Genomic DNA, 25,108 nt, shown 5'->3' with positions numbered 1-25,108 from the left:
TTTTTACTTCTAAACGCTACAAGTAACTCCTCCGCAATTGTCCGTCGCCCTTTTTAATCCAGTCCCCAATCCTTGCCTTTCAACGTCGCCGGCACTCCATCTGTCAACCACCGGGCAGGCTTTTCATTTCTCAGCAACCAATCAAAAAACTGTTGCTCACGGATTGAAATGTCCTTCCTGTTTCTTCTTTCCACAAGATTATGTGCTTCACCATTATAATTCAATAACCAAACTTTCTTGTTGAGCCTTCGCATTGCTGTAAACATCTCAATGCCCTGGTACCATGGAACTGCACCATCTGCATCGTTCGACATAATTACCAATGGTGTTTTTACTTTCTGTAAAGCAAACAACGGTGAGTTTTCGATATACAGCTGCGGTTTTTCCCACAACGTGGCTCCAATTCTGCTCTGCGTTTTTTCATACTGGAACTGTCTGTTCAATCCGGATTCCCAACGAATACCACCATAGGCGCTGGTCATATTTGCCACGGGTGCTCCTGCCCATGCGGCAGCAAAAAGATGGGTCCGTGTAATGATCCATGCCACCTGGTACCCGCCCCAGCTTTGTCCCTGGATACCCATACGTGTACTATCCACCAGGCCTGCCCGAACAAGTGCCCTCGCGCCGCTGACTACATAATCATAACCGGATTTTCCGGGATGACCATCTGCATAATAAATATCCGGCGCCAGAACAATATAACCTCGACTTACAAAAAATGAAATATTCAAACGACTGGGCGTAGGCGCAGGAGGAATATAATTGTTCAGACCATCTGATAATGTCTCATAGAAATACACCAGCAGTGGATATTTTTTCCCTTCAACATAATTTTCAGGTTTGTACACGATTCCTGTTGCTTCCTTTCCATTATATGCTTTCCAGTAAAAAAGTTTCGAAGTTCCCCAGGTATAGTTTGCCTGCTGAGGATTAAGATCGCTCAGCTTGATTTCTTTTGTAAAATCACCGGTTGAGTACAGATCCGGGCTTTGTACATATGACTCTCTTGTATAACAGTAATAGTCCGCGTCTTTAGCTTTCAGAGGACTTCCAAATACAAAAGGAACGGATTGAGTAATATAAGGATCGGCCTTACCATCAAGGATATACCTGGCCCAGCCCATGTTTTTATTTTTCTCATTCTGAATTCGGAAAAGCATTGATTGGCCCGGAACCAAAAATCTTTCTTCAGGATCCAGCGGTATATACCTGTACACCGTTTTTGTTTTTCTGCCTTCACTTTTTGTGATACTCACCGGCTTTTCTTTCGCTACCGGATCGAGTTTCCACACATCAAACCTGTCATATATAAACACTGCAGCATCCTGCTCAAGCCAGCGGAACATTCCATACGGGCCAGGATCCGCAGGTACATCATTTAACTCGTCATATACTTTTACCGGAAGCTTTTGTGAAATATTAAATGTTTTACCATTTGCCCAACTGAAATAGTGTCGCGCTTTGCTATCATACCAAATAATATACTTTCCTTTTGGTGAAATCTGTGCTGTTCCATATAAGCTTTTACGAACCAAAACCCGATCTCCGTTTTCCGGATTCACAGCGTAGACATCTTTTTTTGTGGTTCCTTCCCACTGGCTCGCAATTCGGTTACCCTTATCGGTAATACCAACAAACTGATCGCCATCGCCTTCGTCCGAAACGATCACCTGTGCCAGATCTTCATCAGCCAATTGTATCATGCGGTTCTGGGGAACATCAAGCATAGCCAGGTATGATCTCTTCAATTCCTGATCAAGGTTCTTTAATTGCTGCGGTTGCAAATAGTCATCATTGTAATGCCAGACATCCACCTTCGCAAGATCCATTTCCACAAGAGTGGTGTCTTTCGGTCTCTGCACCGGTGCTGTTCCGAAAAACAAACGATGACCAGACTTCGAAAAATATATTCTTCCGTTCTCACTCACCGTCCAGTTCAATTCCATGCCGGGTGTATTTCTATCCACCACGATCCTCGCCGTATCGTCACCATTCTGCCAGAAATACAATTTGTAAAATTTCTGTAAAGCCTTCTCACTGCTATCGCGCTCCGCAGTAAATGCAACCTGGTATCCCTTTTCATCGATTGTCAACCCTTTGAAGTCATTTCCGGCCTTACAGATCGTATCGATATGATTTTCGACACTCCTCCAGATCAGCACTGCAGCCTTCGAATTCTTTTGCTTTTTATTCGCCGATGTTTCGATTACCAGGATATTTCCCTGTTCACTCCAGAGGTAGTCATCAACATTTCTTATCTCCTGTTCCTGGTTATTTGCGAGGTTGCGAATAATCAGCGTTGTGCCTTCTTCCTTGGCCGGCTCATCAGCAAAGAAATCAGCATGATCAAAAGTCAATTCATCTTCGTCACCTTTTTTCTTTTTCTTTTTCCGGCCTTCTTCCATCGGAATTATTGTTCCTTTTGAAGTATCCATGATCAATCGCAGTGTATCTTTTGCGGCAACAGTACTGTCTTTAGGAGATTTTTCTTTGTGATAAGCGATCCACCCGGAACCCTTTTCCGGGGTTTTATAGGATTTGATTTTATCTGTTTTGAAAATGCTGAGGTTGCTCAGATCAACTATCGCGAGTGAATCTTTTGGCATCTCTTCCGGCTTTTTCTTTTTTATCTTTGCCTGCCGGGTATCTGCAAAGGCCGGTTTAATTTTGAAGAATGCATACCGGTTATCGTTGGAAAAAGCAGCGTCATATCCCCGAGCATATACCTGCTTTCCGCTGCCATCGGTATGCTGAAGTATAAGATTATTATCTCCTTCCTGCACTGCGACCACATAGAGAACCCATCTTCCGTCGTTGCTGATCTTTCTTTCAGCGATGGATTGCCAACCATCATAAACGGTGTGATCAAGCGGTTTCTTCTGAGCCTGTGTCAGCAAAAAACAAAACATCATAGGTAAAAGGAAAAGAAACTTATTTTTCATGGAGGGAAAAGTTTGACTTTTTTAAAGATAATAAATCAGGCTTGGGATCGATTCTTTTAATGACCATCTTATTTATTCAGGTGAAAAAATACGTTGTCCCCTTCGTCTTTTTTAGTTTATAAATCGAAAAAACGTTCTCAAGTAAACGCGCTCTTATTCAAAGCCTGGTGTTTTGATTTCTTCCAGACCCGCCAGCTCTGAATGATAACACTGATTAATATGATGGCAAAACCAATATAGAAACCTTCGCCCAGATATTTATTCTCATGGTACACAACAAAGGCCATAAGAATCCCATATACAGGTTCCAGATTGTAAGTGAGGTTGACAGTAAACGGCGAAATCTTTTTTAATGCAGCCATGGAAAGATTTACCGCGAGTACTGTACACAATAATGCCAGGAAAAGCAGCCACCAGAAGTCTGACCAGGTAGGAATAATGTGATCAGGTGGAAATGCCTTCAGATAAAATGGAAGCAAGGCAGATAGAACGAGCCAACCCGCTGCGAGCTCATAAGTTGTCAAAGTGACTGAATCAATCCTGGCCAATAATTTCTTGTTGGCAATAGTAAAAACAGCAGCAAGAACTGACGAAATAATTCCGAGGATAATTCCTGTGCGAAACTGATCATCAAACTGAAATATGAAATAAATGCCGATGATCACCAGTATTCCCAACGCAAGTTCTGAAAAATCGATTCGTTTACCTGTCATTACCGGATTTAAGACAGCTGTGAAAAACCCGATCGCAGAAAAACAGACAAGACCTATTGAAACATTGGCATATTTGATACTTGCGTAGAAGAATACCCAATGCAATGCGATTGTAGCGCCTACCATTAAAATCTGCAGAAGATCTTTTTTATTTAAATAATCTTTGCTGCCAAAAAACATCCGAAGTATAAAAAGAGCTGCTGCACTCAGCAGTACACGATACCAAACCAGTAACCCCTCATTGAGCGTAATCAACCGACCAAGAATACCGGTAAACCCGGCGAGGAAAACAGCGATGTGTAACTGAAAAAAAGCTTTTCTCATGTATTAAAAAACATGCAGCAGTTCAATGAAATAAAAAATGATGCTGCATTACATGAGCATCATTATTAAAAAATCTGTACTTAAATTTTAATGTACTACCTGTTCCTGGATTAGCGGAGCAATTTCTTCATACCTGTTTTTCACACGGTGCCGATAATTCTTGAACATGCTCTGCCATTGTATCGATAATACACCGAATATACCTTCTTTGACAATACCTTTATTCATTTTCGAAACTCCCAGTTTACGATCAGTAAATGTGATAGGTACTTCTTTTATCCGGAAGCCAAGTTTCCAGGCGGCAAATTTCATTTCTATCTGGAATGCATATCCAACGAATGTCACTTCATCAAGGTTGATCGTTGCAAGTACTTCTCTCCTGTAACACATAAAACCCGCTGTAGGATCTTTGACGGGAATCCAGGTGATCAATCTTGTATAAAAAGCACCACCTTTGGAAAGCATGTTGCGGTTCCATGGCCAGTTGTCAACCTTTCCACCGCGTACATACCTGGAGCCAACCGCCACGTCTGCTTTCCCCCATTTGCATGCCTCATATAATTTTTCAAGGTCATAAGGACTGTGTGAGAAGTCTGCATCCATTTCAAAAATGAAGCGATACCCGTTGGCTAAGGCCCATTTAAACCCATGAATATACGCAGTACCTAAACCCATTTTGCCCTTTCTTTCTTCAAGAAAAAGCTGACCAGGATACTCACGTTGCAGCTGACGCACGATATTGCCTGTCCCATCCGGGGAACTGTCATCCACCACCAGGATATGATAACCCTGGTTAAGGCCAAAGACAACCTCCGTGATATCACGGATATTGTCCTTTTCGTTATAGGTTGGTATTACAACCAGCTTTTCCAATGCGATAATAATTTAGTTGTGACAAGCAAATACAAAAATACAAATTCTCATCTGGGGGGTAGGGATAAACAGCGAATGAGATCACAAGGTTAGGCTTTCTTTAACAAAGAGCGATTCAGGATCTCGGTTAATTTCTGTTTCGTATGCATTGCAAAATCACCCTTCATCATCCAGTCGTAATACTGGGGTTCAGCTTTTAATACTTCAGCAACCGGTTTGCCTTTGTGTTTTCCGAAATTAAAGGTTTCGACCCCTTTTTCCATAATTATTCTCCTCGCGAAATCCACAATTTGTTCGTCTCCTATTGCCTTTATCACTGAATCCAATGTATTACCCAATTGATTATATCTTTCCAACTGAGCCTCAAATACATGCCATGTCGCTAACGCATCTGCCTCAGCACCATGCGCGCCTTCGAGAGTTTTGTTGCAATAAAACTTATATGCGGCGGACAGCGTCCTCGGTTCCATCTGATGAAAAACTTTCTGCACATCAAGCAGTTTACGCCCGCTGACATCGAAATCAAGGCCGGAACGTAAAAACTCTTCCATCAGCATCGGCCAGTCAAAACGGTTGGAATTGTATCCACCCAGGTCGCAATTCTCGAGAAACTGTCTTGTTTCATTTGCCACCTGCCTGAAAGTTGGTGCATCCTTCACCATCTCATCCGTAATTCCATGGATCTCCGATGAAGAGGCAGGGATTGGAATCTGTGGATTGATCAATCGCCGCTTGACCTGTTGGGCTCCATCAGGCAATATTTTTACGATCGCCATTTCGACGATACGGTCCGTTGTAAGGTTAATGCCTGTAGTTTCCAGGTCCAGGAAAGCAATTGGCCGGCTAAGGTTCAGATTCATGCTGAAAGTTGTGGATGAAAAAGGATAAAATTCGTAAAATAAAGTTTACTGACAGCATTTCTTTGGCGAACGGTTGATCAGAACCCCCGAATTTTTTGGATGATAACTTCCTGAAACCGCAGAAGTTAAACTACGGAAGTGAGCCATAGTCCAATATTTCAGGGCACAATACTTGCAAATTCCGAAATATTGAAGTTATTTTACACCACTTCACTTTTTCTCCGATACCTATTATAACATTGTGGTCCCCTCCTCTGATTGGCCAAAAAGCGGTTTTATCCACCGTTACCCATGTGCCCTAAATTCACATTTAAATACCACAAAGATGAAACGTTTATTTATCATGCTCGCTTTGATTATTACAGCTACTGTAACCATCACTTCATGCACCGCGTCCAGAGCAAGTTCTAAAACCGGATGTAAGACAACACAAAACATGATCGGATACCGCTAGGCATATCCGTTAGTCAATATCTTTTTTAATGAGTTACTCTGAAAGGAGTAACTTTTTTCGTTGAACGTTAAACGTTGAACTTTTAACGACTCACGGCTTCTTCGCATAAAAATTCAGATTCACCGGAGCATTAAACAATTTCTCACTGAGGGTATAAAAGCCAGACTGATCGCCGGCGAAACAAATCGATTCTCCCTGCGGTTCAGACTGGTGCTGTAAGTTTTTGAAAGATCCGGAAAGTACCTCACCGATTGATTTACCATTAGCGACAGTATAGTAATAAATCAATCCGTAAGTACGCACCAGTATCTCTTTGCCGTCTTCAGAAATATTTGCAGCTGTAACTAAATTGTAAGGAAGATCTGTAATAAAAGTCAGCGTCTGCGACTCATTAACTTTATATGGATAGCTAAGTTTATACAGTTTCGATTTGGCGTCTCTCTTTGTGATCACATACAGATCTTTTGTTGATGGATCAAGAATTATTGCCTCGGCATCGTGACTTCCATCAGGATATACAAACCTGATTTTGTCAATCGCATCGACTTTTACATCGGCAGATTGCGGTTCTTTCATTCTGAATATAGCATACTCATTATACACGCTGGCATTGTCTCCTGTTTCAGCAACGTACACATAATTCACTCCTGCTTCAGGACCAGGTCCTGTTGCAATATCTTCCCAATCGCGGTTTACAATACCAGTCAGTACAACTTTTTTCAGAAGAGTACCATTCGGATCAAGCAATCCTAATTCGTTCGGTCTGTCGCTGTCTTCTATCGCCCAGAGTTTACCTGCATTGTTATAACCTGGCGCGATACCGGAAACTTCATCAATGACTCCTGCTGTGATCGGTTTTTGTACCGGAACAGTTTCGTATCCGGTAGTGTCAGCAGGTGTTGGCTTTTCTTCATTTTTACTGCAACTGTTCAGCAAATGAATCAATAGCAGCAGACCAGTGATTGTCATATATCTTGAAAGCATAATTCCTAAAACTCTAAAAGCCTGGTGTATATTTTGCAGTTACTAAATAATCTTAACTTTAAAATATTCATTAACCCAATAAATTCACTGCAAATGGCTTCAAAACGTACAACGCTGCGCAGTTCCAAGGGCACTAAGTTATATGCCGTGCGGAATGCCGATGGAACTTTTAAAGACATTCAGACTTACAAACGTGCGCATGCTGCCGACATCAAAAGAGCTGCGAAACCAGAAGTAGCAAAAAAGGCTGCAGCAAAGAAAGCAAAAAAAGCAGCTAAAAAAGCTGTTAAGAAAGCTGCTCCGAAAAAGGTGGCAAAAAAAACGGTAAAAAAAGCGGTAAAAAAAGCAGTTAAAAAGGTGGCGAAAAAAGCTCCTAAGAAAGCTGTTAAGAAAAGATAATTTGATCTGATTATAAGATGAACCCCGGCAGGTCCGGGGTTTTTTATTAACATCCTAACGGTAAATATTTTTCAGATCCTTCTCAAAGAAAGTGAATTCATCCTGGTAAAATTTCAAAAAATCTGCTTCACTGGCTTGTCCCGGGAAGGGCGCATAATAATGCGTCGGACTATTAACATCATTTCTCCATACCAGCACGTATGAAAGACGGAGATTATTGTTCTTCACTGTTTTCAAAAGAACTTCCGTCCACCAATCGGTACGCGGTATCGATTCCAGCCCGGTTTCAGTAAATGCGGCGAGCTTACCTTTTTTTGCCGCATAGTCCGAAACAATTTTTAGCTTCTTCAATCCTGCTTCAGGATTATACTTTCCATTGCGACCGAAATCGCCGTAATTATCCATGCCCAGCATATCTACCCATTCATCGCCGGGATAGCGTTCAAGAAATATTTCTTCGGTGTTGAAAAGATTGTCCGGTGAAAAAGCATAGATGAAATTGTGAACGTTCAGACTATCGCGAAGAAATGCAATGGTAAAACGCCAAAGTTGTTTGAACTCTTCTGCTGTAGAATGGGCACGCCCCCACCAGAACCAGTTGCCGTCAAATTCATGATAGGGTCGGAAAATCATCGGCACTGTTTTTCCATCGCTTCCTTTCGCACCATTAGCAAAATCAGCTACATGGCGAAGTATGCTTTTGTACTCGCTATGATGTGATCCGCCCGGGATGATCAGCTTTACTGCAGGCTTTGACACACTGTCTTTCCAGTAAAACCCTCCACCGGAAACAGGGTTTGAAAAATGCCAGGCCACTGTAGTCACGCCACCACGGTCATATGTAGCCGAAACATTACGCTGAAGCTGCATGATCGTTTTTTGAATATCAGCTTCTGCCCTGCCTGAAAGTCCCATCAGGTCGATGCCTATCACTGCGGGATGAGATCCTGTAACAGATTTAACATCCGACCGATCTGCATCTCCCGACCAACCATGGCCATACTCGGTCGCATGCTGGTGCCCGAATAAAATATGATCAGCAGACAGTATGTGCAGGTTTTTTGCGAGATTTTTTGTTTCTGCGGTCGCCTTTTTATCAATTAGGGCAGCAGGCTTCTGTGCAAACCCTGTTGCAGCAAGAAAAGAATAAACAATAATAATAAGTGAGACCGATGATTTTTTATTCATGCCAAAACAGCGAAAAGAATACTGAATACAGGATACGGGAACGTCAGCCTTACTGCCATGATCTTGCGCCTGACTTGTGCCGTCTAATTGAGAAACAGATTAATAAAACAGAAAAAGCTGCGCACTGCGCCATATCTGTTGCCTGCTGTCTATCCCAGGATTCCATCAATCGTCACCAACTCCTCCGTCGAAAAACCGGTATTGTTCAAACAATCCAGGTTATCATCCAGTTGCTTTACACTACTTGCCCCGATCAATACTGTCGTAATCCTGATGTCTTTTAAAATCCACGCCAATGCCATTTGTGCGAGCGATTGATTTCGTTTTACAGCAATATCATTCAGCTTTTTTATTTGTTCGAGTCGGTCATTCGTAATTTCATTTTTCTGCAGAAAACCATGAGACTTCGCTGCACGGCTATCTTCGGGTATCCCTTTCAGGTAGCGATTGGTCAGCATACCCTGAGCGAGAGGAGAAAAAGGTATACATCCAACACCATTCTTTTCGAGCACGTCAAGCAGACCATTTTCCACCCATCTTTCAAACATCGAATATTTGGGTTGATGAATAAGACATGGCGTACCGAGCTGTTTCAGTATTTGGACAGCATTTTCTGATTCCGCTGCGGAATAGTTAGAGAGGCCTGCGTACAATGCCCTTCCACTTCTCACTGCTGTATCTAAAGCCTGCATCGTTTCCTCCAACGGAGTCTCGGGATCCGGCCGGTGAGAATAAAAAATATCTACATATTTCAATCCCATCCGCTTTAAGCTCTGATCCAGACTTGAAAGCAGATATTTCCTCGAACCCCACTCTCCATAAGGACCGGGCCACATATGATAACCCGCCTTGGTTGAAATGACCAGTTCATCCCGAAGATTGCCCGGAAAGTCTTTGCGGAGTATTTCTCCAAAATTGGCTTCAGCAGAACCTGGTTCCGGCCCGTAGTTATTTGCCAGATCGAAATGAGTGATGCCACGATCAAAGGCGCGACGAATAATCTGCCGGCCATTTTCAAACACATCAACCGAACCGAAATTATGCCAGAGGCCCAAAGAAACAGCCGGTAGTTTTAATCCTGATTTTCCACACCGGTTGTATTTCATAGAACTATACCGGTTATGTGAAGGAGTGTACATGTTGAAGGTTAAAGGTGAAAAGTTAAAAGTAAGAACTTTTCAGAAAGTCGCACTTCTTCATTCGACCTGCCTTCCCGGGGTCTAACGTCAAACGTTAAACGTCGAACGTTCAACTCAGTTCTGACTGGTCGAATCTTTCGGTTTCTTCTTGACCAGGTTTTTCAGTAATCCTTTCCCCGCTTCTTCCACGCGCTTTTTGGAGTCAGCAACATTGTTTTTCCCGGTGGTATCGCCGGCACCTAAAAGTTGCTTTGCCAGTTCATCTTTTGCATTATTGATGATCTCATTTTTAACTGCATTCAATGTATCTGTGGCCGCTTTCTTTGAACTGTCAACTGCCGCCTTTACAAAATCCTGTGTTTGCTTTTTCAGATCTGCTGCAAGTGATGCAGTGGTTTCTTTCAGATCAACCTTTATTTGCGGATTGATGATCGTTCCACCGAGACCTACATGGAATGGAACAGTTTCTGCCACTTTCACGTTTAATCCGCGTGATGCTGCCTGGCTCGCAAGACTATTCGCCATCGCCATTCCTTTATCCCCCACCATCGAAGTGGGAACATTCAGGTTTACCATATAATCAATCGATTGGTCCAGACCATGCATGCCACCCACCTCCATCTCAATACCTGCAACTTTAATAGTAAATGGCTTGATCAGTACTTTTCCATTACTAACAGCAAAATATGTTTTCACATCACGCATCGCAAAATTTTCGAGCTGTTTTATATTCAATGCGCTCGCCATTTTCTCCACCGGGGCGAACTTGCTCAGAAAACCTTCCAATATCAGGAGGTTTCCACTGCCAGTGAGCGAACCAAGATCGGGCATCATATTTTTTTCAAGACTACCGTTTAAAGTCAGTTTGGTAGAAAGTTTACCTGAAATGAATTTAGCGATGGGCATCAATGCCTGCACAGTGTTGAAAGATGCAAATGTTTTCTGCACGTCAAGGTTCTTTAAATCATAGCTCAGACCAATCACTGGTTTAAGTGGATTGTCTTTGGTACTGTACAAACCACTCAAAGCTATATTACCATCCAGACCTTCCATAGACACATTCTTCAATTCAACAGCCTGGTCATGAATCAACATAGACGCTGTTAAATTTTTATATTCTACTTTATCGTACAGCAGTTTCGCAGCGTTGGCATCAACAGCAAAACGAATATTCGATGGAACAGCGAATGGAACTTCATTTGTTGTGGTTGCAGATGTACTGGGAGTTTGCGGAGTCGTTGCCGTAGTGCCCATCCATTTATTAAGATCGATAGTACCCGCTGTTAATTGCAATTTTCCGGCAAGAGGTTCATCTTTCAATGCATAGCCGATCAGGTTATCAAAACTTCCTTTGGCAGTGAAATCTGTTTTTTCAAAACTTCCTTTTACTTCATTGATTGTAACTGTCGCAGGATTGAATGTAATCAATGATCGCTCGATCAGCGCGCCATCTTTATATTCAGCAGTTTGGTATTTTACTCCGTTTGCAGCGATCGTACCTGCGAGCTTTACTTTGTCGTATTGCTCTTTATCTATAAATGATTTCTTCCCATCGAAACTTACATCTGCCGAAAGATTTCCGGAAAGACTTGTACCTGGTTCAAAACTATAAAACTGTTTTACATTGGCAAGATCAAATCCACCTTTCGCCGTGCCGCTGAAAACAGGATCTGAAGCAGGATGATGAAGTAATAATGTAAGATCTGCTTTGTCATTGCCAACTTCCACGTGAGCCGCTGGGATTTTTATCACGGTATTATCAGCGATTCCGTCAGGATTTTCGATGATAATTTTTGCGCTTGTGTTTTTAATAGGCTGCGGAAAACTATCGGAGGAATAGAACAGATCCGCAATATCGATAAACCCTTTTGCACTGAATTCGCCCGGCTTTTGCTGACTGATTACGGCAACATCCCCTTTCGCTGCAATATCGGCATTTAACTTGCCTTGAAGTTTGGTATCGGCTCCCAGTTTCACATACCTGCTCACCTGCGAAAGATCCAGGCCGCCTTTTGCTGTTGCATCGATGTACTGACGCGTCATCGGGTATTTTAGGAGCAGTTTGAAATCAAAAGGAGCATTGTCCATTTCAAGATGCCCTTTTGACAAATTCAACACGGTGTTATCAGTAACACCATCAGGGTTATCAACGGTAAGGTCAAGATTGATATTTTTTACACTGCCGGGAAGGTCAGGATATTGAAAAGATCCGTTGTTTACATTCAATACCACATGATAGGCAGGAATCTTAGCCGGGCTGTAGTCGCCTTTTACAAATCCATCAAATTTTGCCGTACCACCTGTTTTGATGTTCTTGAAATCATTTTTATATATCGCAGGTACAAGACTTAGTATCGATTTAAAATCTGCCGCCGGCGCATCAAATTTTATATCCATATTGTAAGTGCTGTCATTGACGATTTTGAAAACGCCATCGCTGTTTATTTTCAGATCATTTAATGAAAGTGAAGTTTTATTAAAACTATAAGTACTGGTGCCGGTATTGATTTCAAAATCACCATCCAGGTTCACAGCTATTCCATTGAGATAAGGAATGCCTCCGTAATTAAATCTGACTGCATCTGTTTTTGTTTTTGTAGAAAGCGTAAACAGTGAAGCTCCCAGATCACCACTGCCTTCATGGTTCAATCCATCAATACGGGCATACATAGCCGAAGGTTCATCATTGTATTCGATAAATCCATTGTTGATGGCATAGTGATGCAGATCAAGATTGAATTTTGCGGAAGCCGTATCTGTAGGTTCCTTCGTTGTTGTCGTATCAGCTTTTACAATATCCCAATTGGCCCTGCCTTGTTTATCGACCAAAGCATGTATTCTTGGTTCATCCAGGGAAATACTATGCACCTTAATATTCTCCGGATTAAACAGCGACCAGATGTTAACTGCAACATCTATATTTTTTGCAGCGATTAATGTGTCTTTTGAGAAAGAAGCATTACCTGTGATGCGAAGATCTTCAAGTCTTACTGAAAGCCTCGGAAAGGAACGAAAGAACGAAATATCCAGATCTTTAAAATCAGCATTTGCATTCAGTCTGGAATTCATTTCCTTTTTTGCAATGGCAAGGATTTTTCCCTTAAAGACCATCGGCAACACGAAAAGACTGACGAGAATCAAACAGAACACAACCAGGAGAATCCGAAATACTTTTTTCATCGCAGGATATTTAGATCAGTAAATCACCAGCCTTCCTTGGCCCGGAGCTGAATATTCAGCAAAAATAGAACCACCAGGGCCAGAAACAGACTTTCTTAAAACGCTTTTTAAAAATCTCTGTTGTGCGTACAACCACAGTCTAATAACAGGACAACCCGTGTGCTGCCCATTTCAATCACGTAATCATCTGAATATCATTAAAATACGAATTATAGAATTACGCTCAGGCGGAAGGTCGGGAAAAACAAAAATTTAATTCAGCTGGAAAACCTTGTGCAGTGATAAGGTAAAAGTCTTGCCTGTTTCGGGGTTGAGCATGGAGATATTATTAACTGAAAAGGTCTTGCCTTCGGGAAGCGCTGCAATGATTTCCTTGAGTTCATTGGAAAAAACGGAGTCGGTCTCTTTGTAAATGGTGTTATTTACTACTACCTCGTAAGTCAGCAGTTTATATCCTTCAAAAATATTTTCGTTTTTACTGTTTTTTGCTGACACTTTCAGCGTAGGCGATTCAAGAAATTTATCTCTCGGTATTTCTGTCAGCATACCTGTACCACCACTGATGGATATTTCAGGTATGGGTAATCGCTCTGTGTTTAAAACCAGGGAATCAATCCCTTCTGTAGTTTCTATTTCAATCTTCATCGCTCCTCCACCCATATTTCCGACAGAAGGTTTTATGATGAGTTTATCACCGTTACGCAGAACCGAACCTGAACTGCAACGGATATTCCTTATTTCCTCAAGCCTGCCCGTTAACGTTAGTTCGTTGGTAACGCCGACGTATACTATATCAGAACCTTTTTTCCATGAATTTTCGAAAGAAATACTTCCGGATTGAGCACTGGCACCGATAACCAGGAAGATAGCAGCAGTGAAGAGTATCCGTTTCATAATCAGTTTTTGTCAGGTAGTAAATGGATTAGTTGTTTTCGGTTATCCAAGATCTGCAGAAAAATTTCAAAAAAGAACTAACCTATTGTTAATTCACATTTCGATATTTTTCTGATCTATATTGATAAGACGAAACACAGCAATGGCTGTGACAATCAGATAGCAAAAAATCGAAGTAGTTTTTTGAGGAAACGGTACCCCGCCATATACAAAAGCTGGGCCAATTACACACATGCAGCTTAGTCGATGGCGATTTATATTTTGCGGGCGCAGAAGGCCGGACTGCCGGCATCTTTTAAACCAGCTATTTATTTATGGAGATTTTTTATTTTTATAGTGATGGAGAATAAAAAACTCAGGTCGATTATGCTGCAGCTGACACTGCTGTTTGTATCAGTAATTGGTACAGGAATTTTTAATCAGTTGCGGGCGCAGTCTTCAGATATCAGTGGTACCTGGATACTCAAGGTAAAAACTGACCAGGGAAATGGTAAGCCACGCTTCGTTTTAAAACAGGAAAATGATACCCTGATTACTGGCAGCTACAAAGGAGATTTTGGTGAAGCTCCGGTGATCGGAGTAGTTCATGGCAAAGCTTTCGCCTTCAAATACACAATCAGGGCTGTAACCGTAAATTACATCGGTACTTATGAAAACAACAGGATGGAGGGGAAATCTGTTTACGGAACACTTGGTGAAGGACATTTCACCGGAAAACGTAAAAAGAAATAATTACTCAGGAATAGGATAATAATCTTTGTTTGAGTTGTTGTTTATCTATCATACCTGAATGACGCCATATCACAGACCCATTTTTAAAGATCATAAACGTGGGTACAGCCTGTACCTGGAACTGATTGGATATTGCCTGGTTCCGGTCGATATCCAGTTTTAAGACTCTGGCTTTTCCCTGCACTTCAGTTCCGATAGCAGCTATCACCGGGTTCATTGCTTTACACGGACCGCACCATTCCGCATGAAAATCCACTAATACAGGTTTGTCACCAGAGATGATATCTTTGAACGTTTCCATTATGAAATGCTTTTCAGTTTTTCAAACAATTGTTTCTGCTCCTCGTTTAGCTGCTCGGGAATTTTAACTTTCAATTCCACATACAGATCTCCGAAATTACTTGTGCCATACACAGGCATTCCTTTACCTTTTGCACGCAGTTGCTTCCCGGGCTGTGTTCCCGGAGCGACATTAAGTTTGATCTTTCCGGTCAGTGTGTCAACTATCGTTTCACCACCAAGAATTGCCGTATATAAATCTATACTTTGCTCCCTGTACAAGTCATCTCCGCGACGGGTAAACACATAGTTTGGCTTTACCTTGATTCTTACAAACAGATCTCCATGGGAATTGCTGTCACTTCCTCTACCACCCTTTCCTTTGATACGAAGCCGTTGACCATCGTAAGCTCCCGGTTTGGATGTTATTCTCAATTTTTCGTCCTCGAGTTGTATCAATCGTGTCGCACCGGTAGCCGCTTCTTCAAGTGATATTTCCATTTCTGTTTCGAGATCATGGCCTTTCAATCGTGAATTTCCTCTACCTTTCTTTTTGGAACCAGCGCCACCGCGTGCACCTCCAAAGAATGCTTCGAAAAAGTCAGAGAAGCCAGATCCGCTATTGCCGCCACCGCCCGCTCCGGCAAAAAAATCATTCAGATCGCCTTCGTAGTGGTACGAACCTCCACCGCCTCCGAATCCATTAAACCCTTCAAACGGATTTCCGCCTGGCTGACTTCCCGCATGCTGGTATTTGTTCCAGTTTTCTCCAAGAAGATCATATTGTTTTCTCTTCTCAGGATCACTCAATACTTCATTCGCTTCATTGACCTGCTTAAACATAGCCTCCGCCTCTTTATCACCCTGGGTCTTGTCAGGATGGTATTTTATAGCCAGTTTCCGGAATGCCTTCTTGATTTCGTCCTGCGAAGCCTTTTTATCTACTCCTAAAACTTTATAATAGTCTTTGTACTCCATTTGATTTATGGCCCGCCTATCCAGATTATCGATCCCGGATGCCCATCACGCTCAGGTTCCGGCAGGTAACAGGTAAAAATATCAATACCAATACCAAAATCAGTCAATCGGAAGTATTTGCAGTTTTAATCATTTTCAGCTGACCATGCGGGTAGTATTGAAATAACCTGGGTGACAAAGAGTCATTTAAATGTTTATGGGCGAAGTCGAAAAAAAGCCGAATATCTAATGAAAGAAAGTTAAAGGGCCGACTTATGACTGCCGAATGAAAGAAAGGCCGAAAGCGGAGTTGCGGGAACGAATTGACAAATGGAGGGAAATATTCAAAGAAAAGAACAGGGAAAAGTTTGAAGGCTGCGGAGATCTTTTGTTCGTTCAGCTGTCAGTGTCAACCTCAAACCAAACCACTACTTCGTCTGCCGGCCGTAAAAAACCGCCTTTCTGTTGAGCCAACTATCGGATTCGAACCGACGACCCTTTCATTACGAATGAAATTTTTCAGTGAATCTGGCAAATTGCAAAAAGTAAGTAATCAGGCTGTAACCCACTCTGGTACTGAATTTTATGATATTTTGCGAATGTTCATTTACTTTTCATATCGCGGATATTTACTAATTTAGTATGCAAATAGTATGTCAAATGAACGTTACTACAAAACTAATCCACGATACCAGATACAAAAAAAAGGATTCAGATACCTACCCTGTTCGGCTCAGAGTGACCAATTATAAAACTCAATTGTACTATCCGACAGGAATTTCCATGACTGTAAAAGAATGGGAGGATTACGGGGAAAAGTTGGGAGCCAGGCAGCGTGACAAGTTCAAGGATATACGGCTGAAGTTGAATGAAATTGAAAAGCGGGCAAAGGATATTATCAATGGCATGAGCACCTTTGAAGCTGGACAGTTTAAAGAGAAGCTGATCGACAGACCAAAGAAGAAAATGAAAGTTGATGTTCTTACAATAAAGGCAGCTATTGACGATTACCGGAAATACCTGCTCCGGGAGAAAAAGCAAAATAGCTATATCCGTTATGGTGCATTAATGGGAAGTCTGGATAAATTCCTTTCACCGGCAAAGGTGGTGTATGATAACAGTAACAAAACCTTCAAGTACACAGCTGCCTTTTCCATCGCCAATATTGACATTAAATTCATTCGCGACTATGAGGAATGGCTGATCGGAAATAAAGCAAGTAAAGGAACAATCCATGCCTATATGGCCAATATTCGGGTTTTATTAAACGATGCAATACATCAGGGGTTATATCCTGCAGAAAAGGTTCCGTTTGGAAATAAGGGAAGAAAAGGCCGCCATACGTTCCAGATTGAGACGGTAAGACGAACGGGATGGAATTTATCAGAGGACGAACTGAAAAAACTGGATAAATACAACGGCGAAAACACAGAGGCTCGGGATTACTGGCTTTTCTCATACTTGACAGGGGGAATGAACATAGCTGATATGATCCGGCTGAAGTGGACGGATATTGAGAACGATGAGGTTATTGTATTTAAAAGAAAAAAGAGCGAAGGCAGGACAAGCAAAGTAATTGAGACCCGCATACCTGTCACGGATGATATTTCCCGGATCATTGAAACATACGGAAGCCGTGATAATATTTATGTATTTGGTAAGGTCACAGGAAACGAAAGCGACAAGGAGTTTGTAGACAAAACGCAAAACTTCACCAAGTGGATTAATAAGAGGATGCACATAGTGGGAATGGAAACGATCGGCAAAGAAATTACAACTATGTATGCCCGCTACACAGCCGCCGACGTTTTGAAAAAAAGAGGTGTACCATTTTCCGCAAGACAACAAGCACTCTCCCACTCACAACGTGGAGTAACTGAAGAATATACCTCACCTTACAATGATGCGGAAATGAAAATGTATTTAGCAAACCTGACAGCATTCCGTGAAGAAAAGAAGCCAGCACCTATTCTGCGAATCGCATAATAATTCACATATTATGTTAATAAAACAAACGTTGATTGTTGCAAATCGTTGCGTAAATTTGTATAAGTAAATTAGTTTTCAGTAGCATCTTGGATATTTATTAAATCAAAATTTAAAAGGCACACTATCTATTATGAACAGAAGTGATTAAACACGTTAACGCAAAAAGCGTTGCAAAGCAAACCGGACTTTCCATTGCCCACATATACCGGTTAAAAAAACAAGGGCGCATTCCATTCCTTCAGGCCTATCCCTCAGGCCGCGTTACATTCGATCCAGAAGAAATTTCTCGTTGGCAGAAAGCCAATAGCAACCGACAGGAGGCGGCTACAAATGTCTAACATAACATTTGAGACGTTGCCCACTGCTTTTCGAGAGTTGCAGAATGAAGTTGCTGCACTTAAAGCAGAACTACAGGCATTAAAAGCACCACCACAAAAAGAATCGGCACTTTTATTAAAGCCCGCCGCTGAATACCTCGGTATTGCAGAACAAACGCTTTACAACGGAGCCAGCAGCCGAAAGATACCTTCCCATAAGATCGGCCGCCGTTTGTACTTTTTTAAATCCGAGTTGGATAGTTTTATACGCTCTAACGGAAAACGATACACGAAGGGGGGCGTGAGCAAATGAGTAATTTAATTTATTTGCCGGTTCGCGCCTATCACTTCAAAAACTCGAGGTATGTACTGCCTGCAGGATGCCCAATATGTAGGGCGGCGCGTGAAGCGTTTAAGGTTAACGACGTAAGCGAGTGCGTGAAATGGTTAACCGTTGATGGTACAGAATATGAACATCTTCCATTTACATCTAAACATTACCGCTATTGGCGCAAAAGAGCTGAAGAATCTGCTTTCGATACGTCATTACTTTTTTCACTTCCCTTGAGGAAAATAAAAACGGCTGACGATGAGTAACACACAGACAGCCGTAGTAAGAGAAGTTCAAGACAAAGTTACAATAGGTGATGCAATTGAACTAATGCACTTAGGATACAACGTCATCCCTATTGCCGGGAAAGAACCTACTGGTTTTAAAAAGGGCGGTGTGAACAAGGCGAAAACTTTACCACTTCATGCTGGTAATATTAATTTCTATCTCCGAGACAATACAGACGGCGTCGCAATTTTAATTGAATCGAAGCTTAAATTGAATTGTCTTGACTTTGATTGTAAGTATGACCTTACAGGAAAGCTGTTTTCTACGTTTATGAATATTCTGGAGCACACCCTTCCGGATATCATAAAAGGCCTACTTATTATCAAAACTCCAAACAAAGGCTACCATTTATTCTTCAAATGTGATGTTACAAGCGCTAAGAAGAAGCTCGCAGAACGGCCCGCAACAACTCAGGAACGAGCAAAAGGCGATACAGTAAAACCTCTGATCGAACTGCTTGGCACCGGAGACTATACCCCCGTGCCACCATCGAAGGGCTATGACTTTTATAGTGGTGATCTTGAATCAATAATTGAGATAACTCCCGAAGAAAGGCAAATTATTCTCGGCATTTGTAAAACATTCAACCAAGTGGAAGTACCTGAAGTTGTCGGATTATCCAAAAGGCAACAGAGCCGGGAGGATGCACCTTGGGTAATTTTCAACAGGCAGCACAATTGGGAATGGATGTTGGAACAACTTACAACCAGAGGATGGACAATCGTAAATGAGGATGGTGATAGAATTATATTGCGACGCCCAGGAGCTTCATCCAAAAGTTCTGGGACGCTATTCAAAGAATCTAATACACTTTACCTCTTCACCACGTCTACAGAGTTTCCCTATGAGGAACCCATTTCAGCATTTAAACTGAAGGCATATCTTGAACATGATGGAGATAAATTTGCCGCAGCTAAATACTTGGCTGAAACAGGCTTCGGAGTTTTCAATTCAGAACAGTCAGAATTTTATACAATATCTGAATCTAGCAAGGTTGAAATTAATCTCGGTGCGATAGCTGAATGGACAACAAGAACTGGATTTAGAAAATTCAGGCGATCAGAGTCGGATGATGACTTTATAATCGTTCAGATTGTGGGGAACGTCGTGCATATTTTCCCTATCGACAAACTAAAAAAATTATTCTGCGATTTTGTAAAAAACGACGTAACAGAGAAAGTATATAACCACTTTCTTCGAAACCTCAGTACTATATTTTCAAAGGTTGGTATCATCACTTTATTGGAAGACCTGGATATTACGCAAATGCTTAGATGCACTTCCCAGACTTCATTTGTTTTCTACAAAAACGGAGCTTTAAAAATCACAGATAAACAGGAGTTAATACCTTATGATAATCTGGATGGTCTTATATGGGCGGATCAAATTAAGAATAGAGAATTCCATGCAGGTGAAAGTAATGGAGATGCCGCAGAGTTTATCAAACTTATTGCGGGGAAAAACCTCAACTCATTCCGGAGTGCAATTGGATATTTGTGCCACCCGTACAAAGATCCGGCGAGTCCTCGGATACCTATCTTTACCGATGCATCCTTTGATCAGAATGACAGCGAGCCTCAGGGCGGAACGGGTAAAGGGCTGCTAATTAAATTTTGCGATAAGATCGTAAAGATTATCTGTGTCGATGGGAAAAACTTCAGCACGAAAAAGAGTTTTGCTTTTCAACAGTTTTCAGAGGGCACTCAAATAATTGCAATTGAGGACGCGGAAAAGAACTTTGATCTGGAGCCGCTTTTTTCACCGACAACCGATGGGCTGACTGTGGAAAAGAAAAACAAAACTTCATTTACTATTCCATATTCAGAGTCGCCCAAATTTTTGATTACAACAAACTACGCAATTAGGGGCAGCGGAAGCAGCCACTTACGGCGAAGATTTGACCTTGAATTGATGGATACGTTTAGCAGCTCATTCACGCCGATGGACCACTTTCATCATAGATTCTTTGATGACTGGGATAATGCAGAGTGGTGCCGGTTTGACAACTATATGGTGGAGTGTATCCAGCTATACTTGTCTGAAGGGCTTATTGAACCCGAAAATATCAATCTCCACAAGAAGAAGCTTATACAGGATACTAACCGGAATTTTATTGAATGGATGGACTATATGACCGTAAAGAATAAAATCCCTGTCAAAATAATTAAGGAAGACTTTAAGAAGCAGTTTACAGAAATGTATCCTGACTTTGAAAAACTGAAGGTGGAAACGTTTTCCAAATGGGTCATCCGGTGGTGTAAAGAAATGGGAATTAGCCTGGATACTACGAATGGTTTTAATGGTAAGATGGCGTACCATTTCAAGGATGAAATTTTACGAGCCTATGAAAAATGGAAGGTCGTAAACGAGCCTGACAACCTCGTAAACGATGAGATTGAACACTGGCAACCGATGGAAAATGTACAGTCATTTTAAAATGAAAGCGTTTTTACGAACTTCCACGAGCTCTCCTTTTTTTCAACCTCGTATCGGAAATCCAAGCCGGATGCCGATTTCGAAAGGATTACGAGCTTACGAACTAACTTTTCTATTTAGGAGAAATATAAAAAAGAAAGAATAATAACATGAAAACCTAGACAAAAAAATCCAAATGAATAATCAGGAAATGAACCTCGTAACCTCGTACGATTATGCTTGTATAGACAAGCGGATTATTCAGTGTGACAACTGCGACAACGCCACGCGAACACACGTGAAACAATTCCCGCTTTCATGCTTAATGAAAGGAACTACCTGACAACCAAATGGTTAACATTGACTTACAAACACGATCAACAATTTGACATACTATTTTAAATACCAAACTTCATATACATGGCAAATCCAGCATGGGTGAAAGGGATGAAAAGCCCTAACCCTAAAGGGCAACCGAGCTTTAAAAATCCTGCTACAACCAACAGAGGCCGCATTGAGCGGTTACTGAAAGGATTCTACACCCATAAACGCATGGAGCGAATATTATCCGAACTGTCTGCATGGGAGCAAGCACGTTTTTACTTGGAGGCACAGGCATATGTTACCCCGAAGTTGCAGGCAACAGCAATGAAGGTCGAAGGTTCAATAGAGCACTTCACCGACGATCAGCTGGCAGCGACGCAACAAATGATCATTGATGCGGCAACCACTAAAGCACTGGAAAATCTTAAACAATCAGAAACAATTAAAATTGAGTTATGAGTAGAATTGAGAAGTATCTTAACACAGCGCAAACACTTCAGGAAGTAATGAACTGCACTTTACCAGAGGCGATGCAAATCGTAATACAGGCCGATATAGCAGGCATACTGGACGATCGTCTCCATTGGCTGCAGGAGGCCGTTAAATTGTCTGAGGATCGCTATAACGCAGCCATAAGGCACAATTAGAACCATTCAGCCCAACCAAACACTTCCTCGGAATTGTTGTATCTGGCATTCCCGGAAACGGATATCCGTATTTCTTGGCATAACGGCTGCAACGGTTCGGGGGGTGGTGGGTTGCATTCACTACACTTGCATTTCTTTGTGTGTGGTCTGAGTTCTGGCAATGGTTCTTGTTCATCATTTTTCTGAACAGGATCAGCCTGAATAAACGTGGTGGTGGGTACAGATACCTGCACTTCCTCTGTTAGTTCATCACAACATTGATCAAATGCAAGTACAATGGTCGGCTTACCGGGAGCAGCCAGTATCAGGCTGTCATTGGGTACGGTATCTTCATTACTGCTTAGTGATTCAGAATATCTTTCTTCCACAAATACGACATAGTTCTTACCTCCCATTGCGTCATGGAATGCCTGAATCTTTTCACGTGGCAGGGCAATCCGTTTGCCGTTTATGTTGGTGTAATATAGTCCTGTGGCATTGTCAATCATCCAAAATACCGGCGGTAATGTATCCAGCGGTTTTGCTTTTCCTGACAACAGGCTTTCAATCTGGTTAACTAATTGTTCACGCATAGCACAACGTTTTGCAACTACAAATTTCGTATTTTTGTATGGTAAAACAGAGGCATAGCCACCACACAACGCTATCAACTCGGAGCTCGCTACATCACTCCTCCCCGGAGCCGATAATGCACCAAAGAAGCCACCACTTGTTTTAAGTCTTGCGCCGGAGCAAATCTGAATTATTTAACAAGTAATTTATTTATCCAAATGTCAAAAGAAACATTTGCATTGATCGATGAGATCAATGACAAAATAGACAACAGGCTTAAGCCGCTAGAAGATCGTGTGCATGAACTTCAGGCAAAGGGAGGCCGCATATTAGGCGGTAACGGAGAAGGTTACACGTTGCAGGCAAAAGTAACTGAAGCACTTATTAAGAATGCTTCACAGATTAAGGCACTTCTAAAAGGTCAGGAGCATGTTATGCAACTAAAGGTTGCCGGAAACATGACCATAGGATCAAACCTAACAGGGGATAGTATCCGAAGTTATGCAGGCACGCCACAGCGACCAACTAACAAATTTCATTTACGTAATCTGATTACCACGGTACAGACTGCGACGGGTAACATAGCCTACCCTAGAACCCCCACAACAATTTCAGAGGGATCTTTCTCCCGTGTTGCTGAAAACACAGAGAAAAGCCAAATGGATTACGACGTGCTTATGATCAATCAGACCCTGCAGTATTTGGCTGCCTGGGTAAAGGTATCACGCGTAATGCTTGAAGATTTGCCTTTCCTTGCTGCATATATTTCTCAGTCTTTGATTGAGGATTATCTAACTGCTGAAGATCAGAGTTTTTTCACTTCGCTAACATCTGTAGCAGATACGGGAAGTACATCGGCAACGGAAACAATTGATAAGATTCTGGATTACGTTGCACAGGTGGAGGCCAGCGGTTATACTGCCAGCGCGGTTATATTAAGGCCATCAGCATGGGTTAAGATTTTGAAAACTGCACCGAGCAATTACAGCACGCCGGCAGGTGTAAAGGTTTCTGACAGCGGTCAGGTAATGGTAGCAGGTTTGCCGGTGTTTAAATCGAATCTGGTTGCTTCTGGTAAGGTCTGGGTAGGTGACTTTGGTAAAGCTGCCATTGCACAAGCTGAAGCATTCAATATCAGAACGGCTGAAACCGGTGACGATTTCATTAAGAACAACGTAACCGTGCGTGCTGAAAGCCGTGCGGATATCATGATATACTCACCTAAGGCTTTTGTCAGAGGTGATGAATAATATTTCTTTCGTTGTTTAGATTTTAGCGTGAACTATAAGCCCCGACCTTGTCTAAGGTTGGGGCTTCATTAAAAATATTTTGTGGTTTCTTTGTTCTGGTCGCCCCGGTAGAAATGCCGGGGTTCTTTATTCATTTTGGTAATTATTAGATTTGTTTCAAACAAATTTATGACCATCAAACAACGTATAGAATCAATTTCAGCTGTATTTAATTGGAGTAAAAAAGCATTTGAAGAAACTCAGCAAATTTTAGAAAGTACTGCCGATTCTAGATTCACTTTAGCCGAAAGAACGTTTTTTATACATTATCTCCTTGGCTTTACTTACATCCTAATAATGGAATTATGTAAGTTGACAGATGCACCTAGTAAAAAATATCCCACGAGTAACGCAGCATCAATTGGCGGCTTACTTAATGATCTTGAAAAAGCAGATCCTCCTTATCTTGAATTCCAATCTTGGAAAGACACCTTCGATCTTGTTCAAAGTTTGAATATCTATCATGTTTTAAGAGATAAACGAGATAAAGAATTTGCGCATTTAGATGGAACACCGAATTCTGATCCGTTTGTTAAAAGACTATTTACACTTTCCGAGTACAATGAATTGCAAAAAATGATTGCACTACTTGAAGGTTTAGTAAGAGAATTTGAAGAAACGACCGGGGAGTATACCTATCCTGATTATCATAGTGTCTCAGGAATTAATACTGCAGAATTTATCGAACAATTTAAAAAGTTAAAGAAAATACCGCTTGGCGAGCAATAGTATGCAAATGGTATGTCAAACATCAAATAACAACCTACGATTATATCTATTTATTTGTTTTGCAGAGCCAACTATCGGATTCGAACCGACGACCCTTTCATTACGAATGAAATGCTCTACCAGCTGAGCTAAGTTGGCGTGAGATAAAGTTAGGAAACTAAGAAATTTGAAACAGAGACTATGCGGTTGACTATTAAGAATTGAAAAAAGAGGCTGTCTCAAAAGTAAAATGAGGCAGCTTTTTTTATTTTCAGTTTTGGATATAGGTTTATACACAATTGAGCTGTATAAAAAGGAGGTTAGGAA

Annotated in this window: 22 protein-coding genes and 2 tRNA genes; 10 read left to right on the top strand and 14 right to left on the bottom strand. The window is 41.6% G+C overall.

Annotated features, from left to right (window positions below; genetic code table 11):
- Positions 1–53 precede the first annotated feature (53 nt).
- The 4 genes from P2W82_RS00120 to P2W82_RS00105 all read right to left on the bottom strand — a co-directional run bounded on the left by P2W82_RS00120 (position 54) and on the right by P2W82_RS00105 (position 5,715).
- Positions 54–2,945 (bottom strand): alpha/beta hydrolase family protein, encoded by a 2,892-nt coding sequence (locus P2W82_RS00120; protein WP_336513786.1) that lies wholly within the window; start codon positions 2,943–2,945, stop codon positions 54–56.
- A gap of 137 nt (positions 2,946–3,082) precedes the next feature.
- On the bottom strand, positions 3,083–3,982 hold the full coding sequence (locus P2W82_RS00115; protein WP_336513785.1) for a DMT family transporter: 900 nt from the start codon (positions 3,980–3,982) through the stop codon (positions 3,083–3,085).
- An 87-nt stretch (positions 3,983–4,069) separates the two neighbouring features.
- A complete protein-coding gene (locus P2W82_RS00110; protein WP_336513784.1) occupies positions 4,070–4,855 on the bottom strand; it encodes a polyprenol monophosphomannose synthase in 786 nt (261 codons plus the stop codon).
- Positions 4,856–4,944: 89 nt separating this feature from the next.
- Positions 4,945–5,715: a 3'-5' exonuclease gene (locus P2W82_RS00105; RefSeq protein ID WP_336513783.1), complete on the bottom strand. Its 771-nt coding sequence runs from the start codon at positions 5,713–5,715 to the stop codon at positions 4,945–4,947.
- A gap of 325 nt (positions 5,716–6,040) precedes the next feature.
- Here P2W82_RS00105 and P2W82_RS00100 point away from each other — a divergent pair, with 325 nt between their 5' ends.
- Positions 6,041–6,169, top strand: a complete 129-nt coding sequence (locus P2W82_RS00100) for a hypothetical protein (protein ID WP_336513782.1) — start codon at positions 6,041–6,043, stop codon at positions 6,167–6,169.
- Positions 6,170–6,259: 90 nt separating this feature from the next.
- On the opposite strand, the gene P2W82_RS00095 is transcribed toward P2W82_RS00100, so the two are convergent.
- On the bottom strand, positions 6,260–7,153 hold the full coding sequence (locus P2W82_RS00095; RefSeq protein WP_336513781.1) for a hypothetical protein: 894 nt from the start codon (positions 7,151–7,153) through the stop codon (positions 6,260–6,262).
- Between the two features lie 93 nt (positions 7,154–7,246).
- On the opposite strand from P2W82_RS00095, the gene P2W82_RS00090 reads away from it, so the two are divergent.
- Entirely contained in the window at positions 7,247–7,552 is a 306-nt protein-coding gene (locus P2W82_RS00090) for a hypothetical protein (protein WP_336513780.1), read from the top strand.
- Positions 7,553–7,606: 54 nt separating this feature from the next.
- On the opposite strand, the gene P2W82_RS00085 is transcribed toward P2W82_RS00090, so the two are convergent.
- From P2W82_RS00085 to P2W82_RS00070, 4 genes are all read right to left on the bottom strand, one after another.
- Entirely contained in the window at positions 7,607–8,740 is a 1,134-nt protein-coding gene (locus tag P2W82_RS00085) for a glycoside hydrolase family 26 protein (protein WP_336513779.1), read from the bottom strand.
- A gap of 149 nt (positions 8,741–8,889) precedes the next feature.
- Positions 8,890–9,879 (bottom strand): L-glyceraldehyde 3-phosphate reductase, encoded by a 990-nt coding sequence (mgrA, locus tag P2W82_RS00080; RefSeq protein WP_336513778.1) that lies wholly within the window; start codon positions 9,877–9,879, stop codon positions 8,890–8,892.
- Between the two features lie 114 nt (positions 9,880–9,993).
- Complete coding sequence (locus P2W82_RS00075; protein WP_336513777.1) at positions 9,994–13,059, bottom strand: AsmA family protein; 3,066 nt, start codon at positions 13,057–13,059, stop codon at positions 9,994–9,996.
- 252 nt (positions 13,060–13,311) lie between these two features.
- Positions 13,312–13,953, bottom strand: coding sequence for a hypothetical protein (locus P2W82_RS00070; protein WP_336513776.1), 642 nt, complete (start codon positions 13,951–13,953; stop codon positions 13,312–13,314).
- 246 nt (positions 13,954–14,199) lie between these two features.
- Here P2W82_RS00070 and P2W82_RS00065 point away from each other — a divergent pair, with 246 nt between their 5' ends.
- Positions 14,200–14,685 carry a hypothetical protein gene (locus P2W82_RS00065; protein WP_336513775.1) on the top strand — a complete coding sequence of 162 codons (486 nt, stop codon included), beginning with the start codon at positions 14,200–14,202 and terminating at the stop codon, positions 14,683–14,685.
- Positions 14,686–14,689: 4 nt separating this feature from the next.
- Here P2W82_RS00065 and trxA read toward each other — a convergent pair whose 3' ends face one another.
- The 3 genes from trxA to P2W82_RS00050 form a co-directional block, all read right to left on the bottom strand.
- Entirely contained in the window at positions 14,690–14,986 is a 297-nt protein-coding gene (trxA, locus tag P2W82_RS00060) for a thioredoxin (RefSeq protein WP_336513774.1), read from the bottom strand.
- Complete coding sequence (locus P2W82_RS00055; protein WP_336513773.1) at positions 14,986–15,942, bottom strand: J domain-containing protein; 957 nt, start codon at positions 15,940–15,942, stop codon at positions 14,986–14,988. Before P2W82_RS00055 ends, trxA begins: the two co-directional genes overlap by 1 nt.
- 447 nt (positions 15,943–16,389) lie before the next feature.
- A tRNA-Thr gene (locus P2W82_RS00050) sits at positions 16,390–16,454 on the bottom strand.
- A 127-nt stretch (positions 16,455–16,581) separates the two neighbouring features.
- On the opposite strand from P2W82_RS00050, the gene P2W82_RS00045 reads away from it, so the two are divergent.
- From P2W82_RS00045 to P2W82_RS00025, 5 genes are all read left to right on the top strand, one after another.
- Positions 16,582–17,907 (top strand): tyrosine-type recombinase/integrase, encoded by a 1,326-nt coding sequence (locus P2W82_RS00045; protein WP_336513772.1) that lies wholly within the window; start codon positions 16,582–16,584, stop codon positions 17,905–17,907.
- 357 nt (positions 17,908–18,264) lie between these two features.
- On the top strand, positions 18,265–18,540 hold the full coding sequence (locus P2W82_RS00040) for a helix-turn-helix domain-containing protein (protein WP_336513771.1): 276 nt from the start codon (positions 18,265–18,267) through the stop codon (positions 18,538–18,540).
- Positions 18,541–18,816: 276 nt separating this feature from the next.
- On the top strand, positions 18,817–21,282 hold the full coding sequence (locus P2W82_RS00035) for a bifunctional DNA primase/polymerase (RefSeq protein ID WP_336513770.1): 2,466 nt from the start codon (positions 18,817–18,819) through the stop codon (positions 21,280–21,282).
- Between the two features lie 399 nt (positions 21,283–21,681).
- Positions 21,682–22,044 (top strand): hypothetical protein, encoded by a 363-nt coding sequence (locus P2W82_RS00030; RefSeq protein WP_336513769.1) that lies wholly within the window; start codon positions 21,682–21,684, stop codon positions 22,042–22,044.
- On the top strand, positions 22,041–22,232 hold the full coding sequence (locus tag P2W82_RS00025) for a hypothetical protein (protein WP_336513768.1): 192 nt from the start codon (positions 22,041–22,043) through the stop codon (positions 22,230–22,232). The genes P2W82_RS00030 and P2W82_RS00025 overlap by 4 nt, the downstream gene beginning before the upstream one ends.
- Here the strand turns inward: P2W82_RS00025 and P2W82_RS00020 are convergent.
- The gene (locus P2W82_RS00020; RefSeq protein WP_336513767.1) at positions 22,229–22,804 is read right to left on the bottom strand and encodes a hypothetical protein; all 576 of its coding nucleotides are present in this window, start codon (positions 22,802–22,804) and stop codon (positions 22,229–22,231) included. The two genes, P2W82_RS00025 and P2W82_RS00020, sit on opposite strands and share 4 nt — an antisense overlap.
- A gap of 219 nt (positions 22,805–23,023) precedes the next feature.
- On the opposite strand from P2W82_RS00020, the gene P2W82_RS00015 reads away from it, so the two are divergent.
- A complete protein-coding gene (locus P2W82_RS00015; RefSeq protein ID WP_336513766.1) occupies positions 23,024–24,034 on the top strand; it encodes a phage major capsid protein in 1,011 nt (336 codons plus the stop codon).
- Between the two features lie 168 nt (positions 24,035–24,202).
- On the top strand, positions 24,203–24,802 hold the full coding sequence (locus P2W82_RS00010) for an AbiU2 domain-containing protein (RefSeq protein ID WP_336513765.1): 600 nt from the start codon (positions 24,203–24,205) through the stop codon (positions 24,800–24,802).
- A 65-nt stretch (positions 24,803–24,867) separates the two neighbouring features.
- Here the strand turns inward: P2W82_RS00010 and P2W82_RS00005 are convergent.
- Positions 24,868–24,940 (bottom strand) — tRNA-Thr (locus P2W82_RS00005).
- Between the last annotated feature and the right edge of the window lie 168 nt (positions 24,941–25,108).

This window comes from Pollutibacter soli (genome assembly GCA_029269725.1).
GTDB lineage: Bacteria > Bacteroidota > Bacteroidia > Chitinophagales > Chitinophagaceae > Pollutibacter > Pollutibacter soli.
Note: the sequence above shows the minus strand (reverse complement) of the source record. Positions and strands in the feature narration are given on the sequence as shown.

Bases quoted from the DNA above. Each gene is read 5' to 3' on its own strand.
- P2W82_RS00120 (WP_336513786.1), bottom strand. From the start codon at position 2,945: ATGAAAAATAAGTTTCTTTTCCTTTTACCTATGATGTTTTGTTTTTTG.
- P2W82_RS00115 (WP_336513785.1), bottom strand. From the start codon at position 3,982: ATGAGAAAAGCTTTTTTTCAGTTACACATCGCTGTTTTCCTCGCCGGG.
- P2W82_RS00105 (WP_336513783.1), bottom strand. From the start codon at position 5,715: ATGAATCTGAACCTTAGCCGGCCAATTGCTTTCCTGGACCTGGAAACT.
- P2W82_RS00100 (WP_336513782.1), top strand. From the start codon at position 6,041: ATGAAACGTTTATTTATCATGCTCGCTTTGATTATTACAGCTACTGTA.
- P2W82_RS00095 (WP_336513781.1), bottom strand. From the start codon at position 7,153: ATGCTTTCAAGATATATGACAATCACTGGTCTGCTGCTATTGATTCAT.
- P2W82_RS00090 (WP_336513780.1), top strand. From the start codon at position 7,247: ATGGCTTCAAAACGTACAACGCTGCGCAGTTCCAAGGGCACTAAGTTA.
- P2W82_RS00085 (WP_336513779.1), bottom strand. From the start codon at position 8,740: ATGAATAAAAAATCATCGGTCTCACTTATTATTATTGTTTATTCTTTT.
- mgrA (WP_336513778.1), bottom strand. From the start codon at position 9,879: ATGTACACTCCTTCACATAACCGGTATAGTTCTATGAAATACAACCGG.
- P2W82_RS00075 (WP_336513777.1), bottom strand. From the start codon at position 13,059: ATGAAAAAAGTATTTCGGATTCTCCTGGTTGTGTTCTGTTTGATTCTC.
- P2W82_RS00070 (WP_336513776.1), bottom strand. From the start codon at position 13,953: ATGAAACGGATACTCTTCACTGCTGCTATCTTCCTGGTTATCGGTGCC.
- P2W82_RS00065 (WP_336513775.1), top strand. From the start codon at position 14,200: ATGGCGATTTATATTTTGCGGGCGCAGAAGGCCGGACTGCCGGCATCT.
- trxA (WP_336513774.1), bottom strand. From the start codon at position 14,986: ATGGAAACGTTCAAAGATATCATCTCTGGTGACAAACCTGTATTAGTG.
- P2W82_RS00055 (WP_336513773.1), bottom strand. From the start codon at position 15,942: ATGGAGTACAAAGACTATTATAAAGTTTTAGGAGTAGATAAAAAGGCT.
- P2W82_RS00045 (WP_336513772.1), top strand. From the start codon at position 16,582: ATGAACGTTACTACAAAACTAATCCACGATACCAGATACAAAAAAAAG.
- P2W82_RS00035 (WP_336513770.1), top strand. From the start codon at position 18,817: ATGAGTAACACACAGACAGCCGTAGTAAGAGAAGTTCAAGACAAAGTT.
- P2W82_RS00030 (WP_336513769.1), top strand. From the start codon at position 21,682: ATGGCAAATCCAGCATGGGTGAAAGGGATGAAAAGCCCTAACCCTAAA.
- P2W82_RS00025 (WP_336513768.1), top strand. From the start codon at position 22,041: ATGAGTAGAATTGAGAAGTATCTTAACACAGCGCAAACACTTCAGGAA.
- P2W82_RS00020 (WP_336513767.1), bottom strand. From the start codon at position 22,804: ATGCGTGAACAATTAGTTAACCAGATTGAAAGCCTGTTGTCAGGAAAA.
- P2W82_RS00010 (WP_336513765.1), top strand. From the start codon at position 24,203: ATGACCATCAAACAACGTATAGAATCAATTTCAGCTGTATTTAATTGG.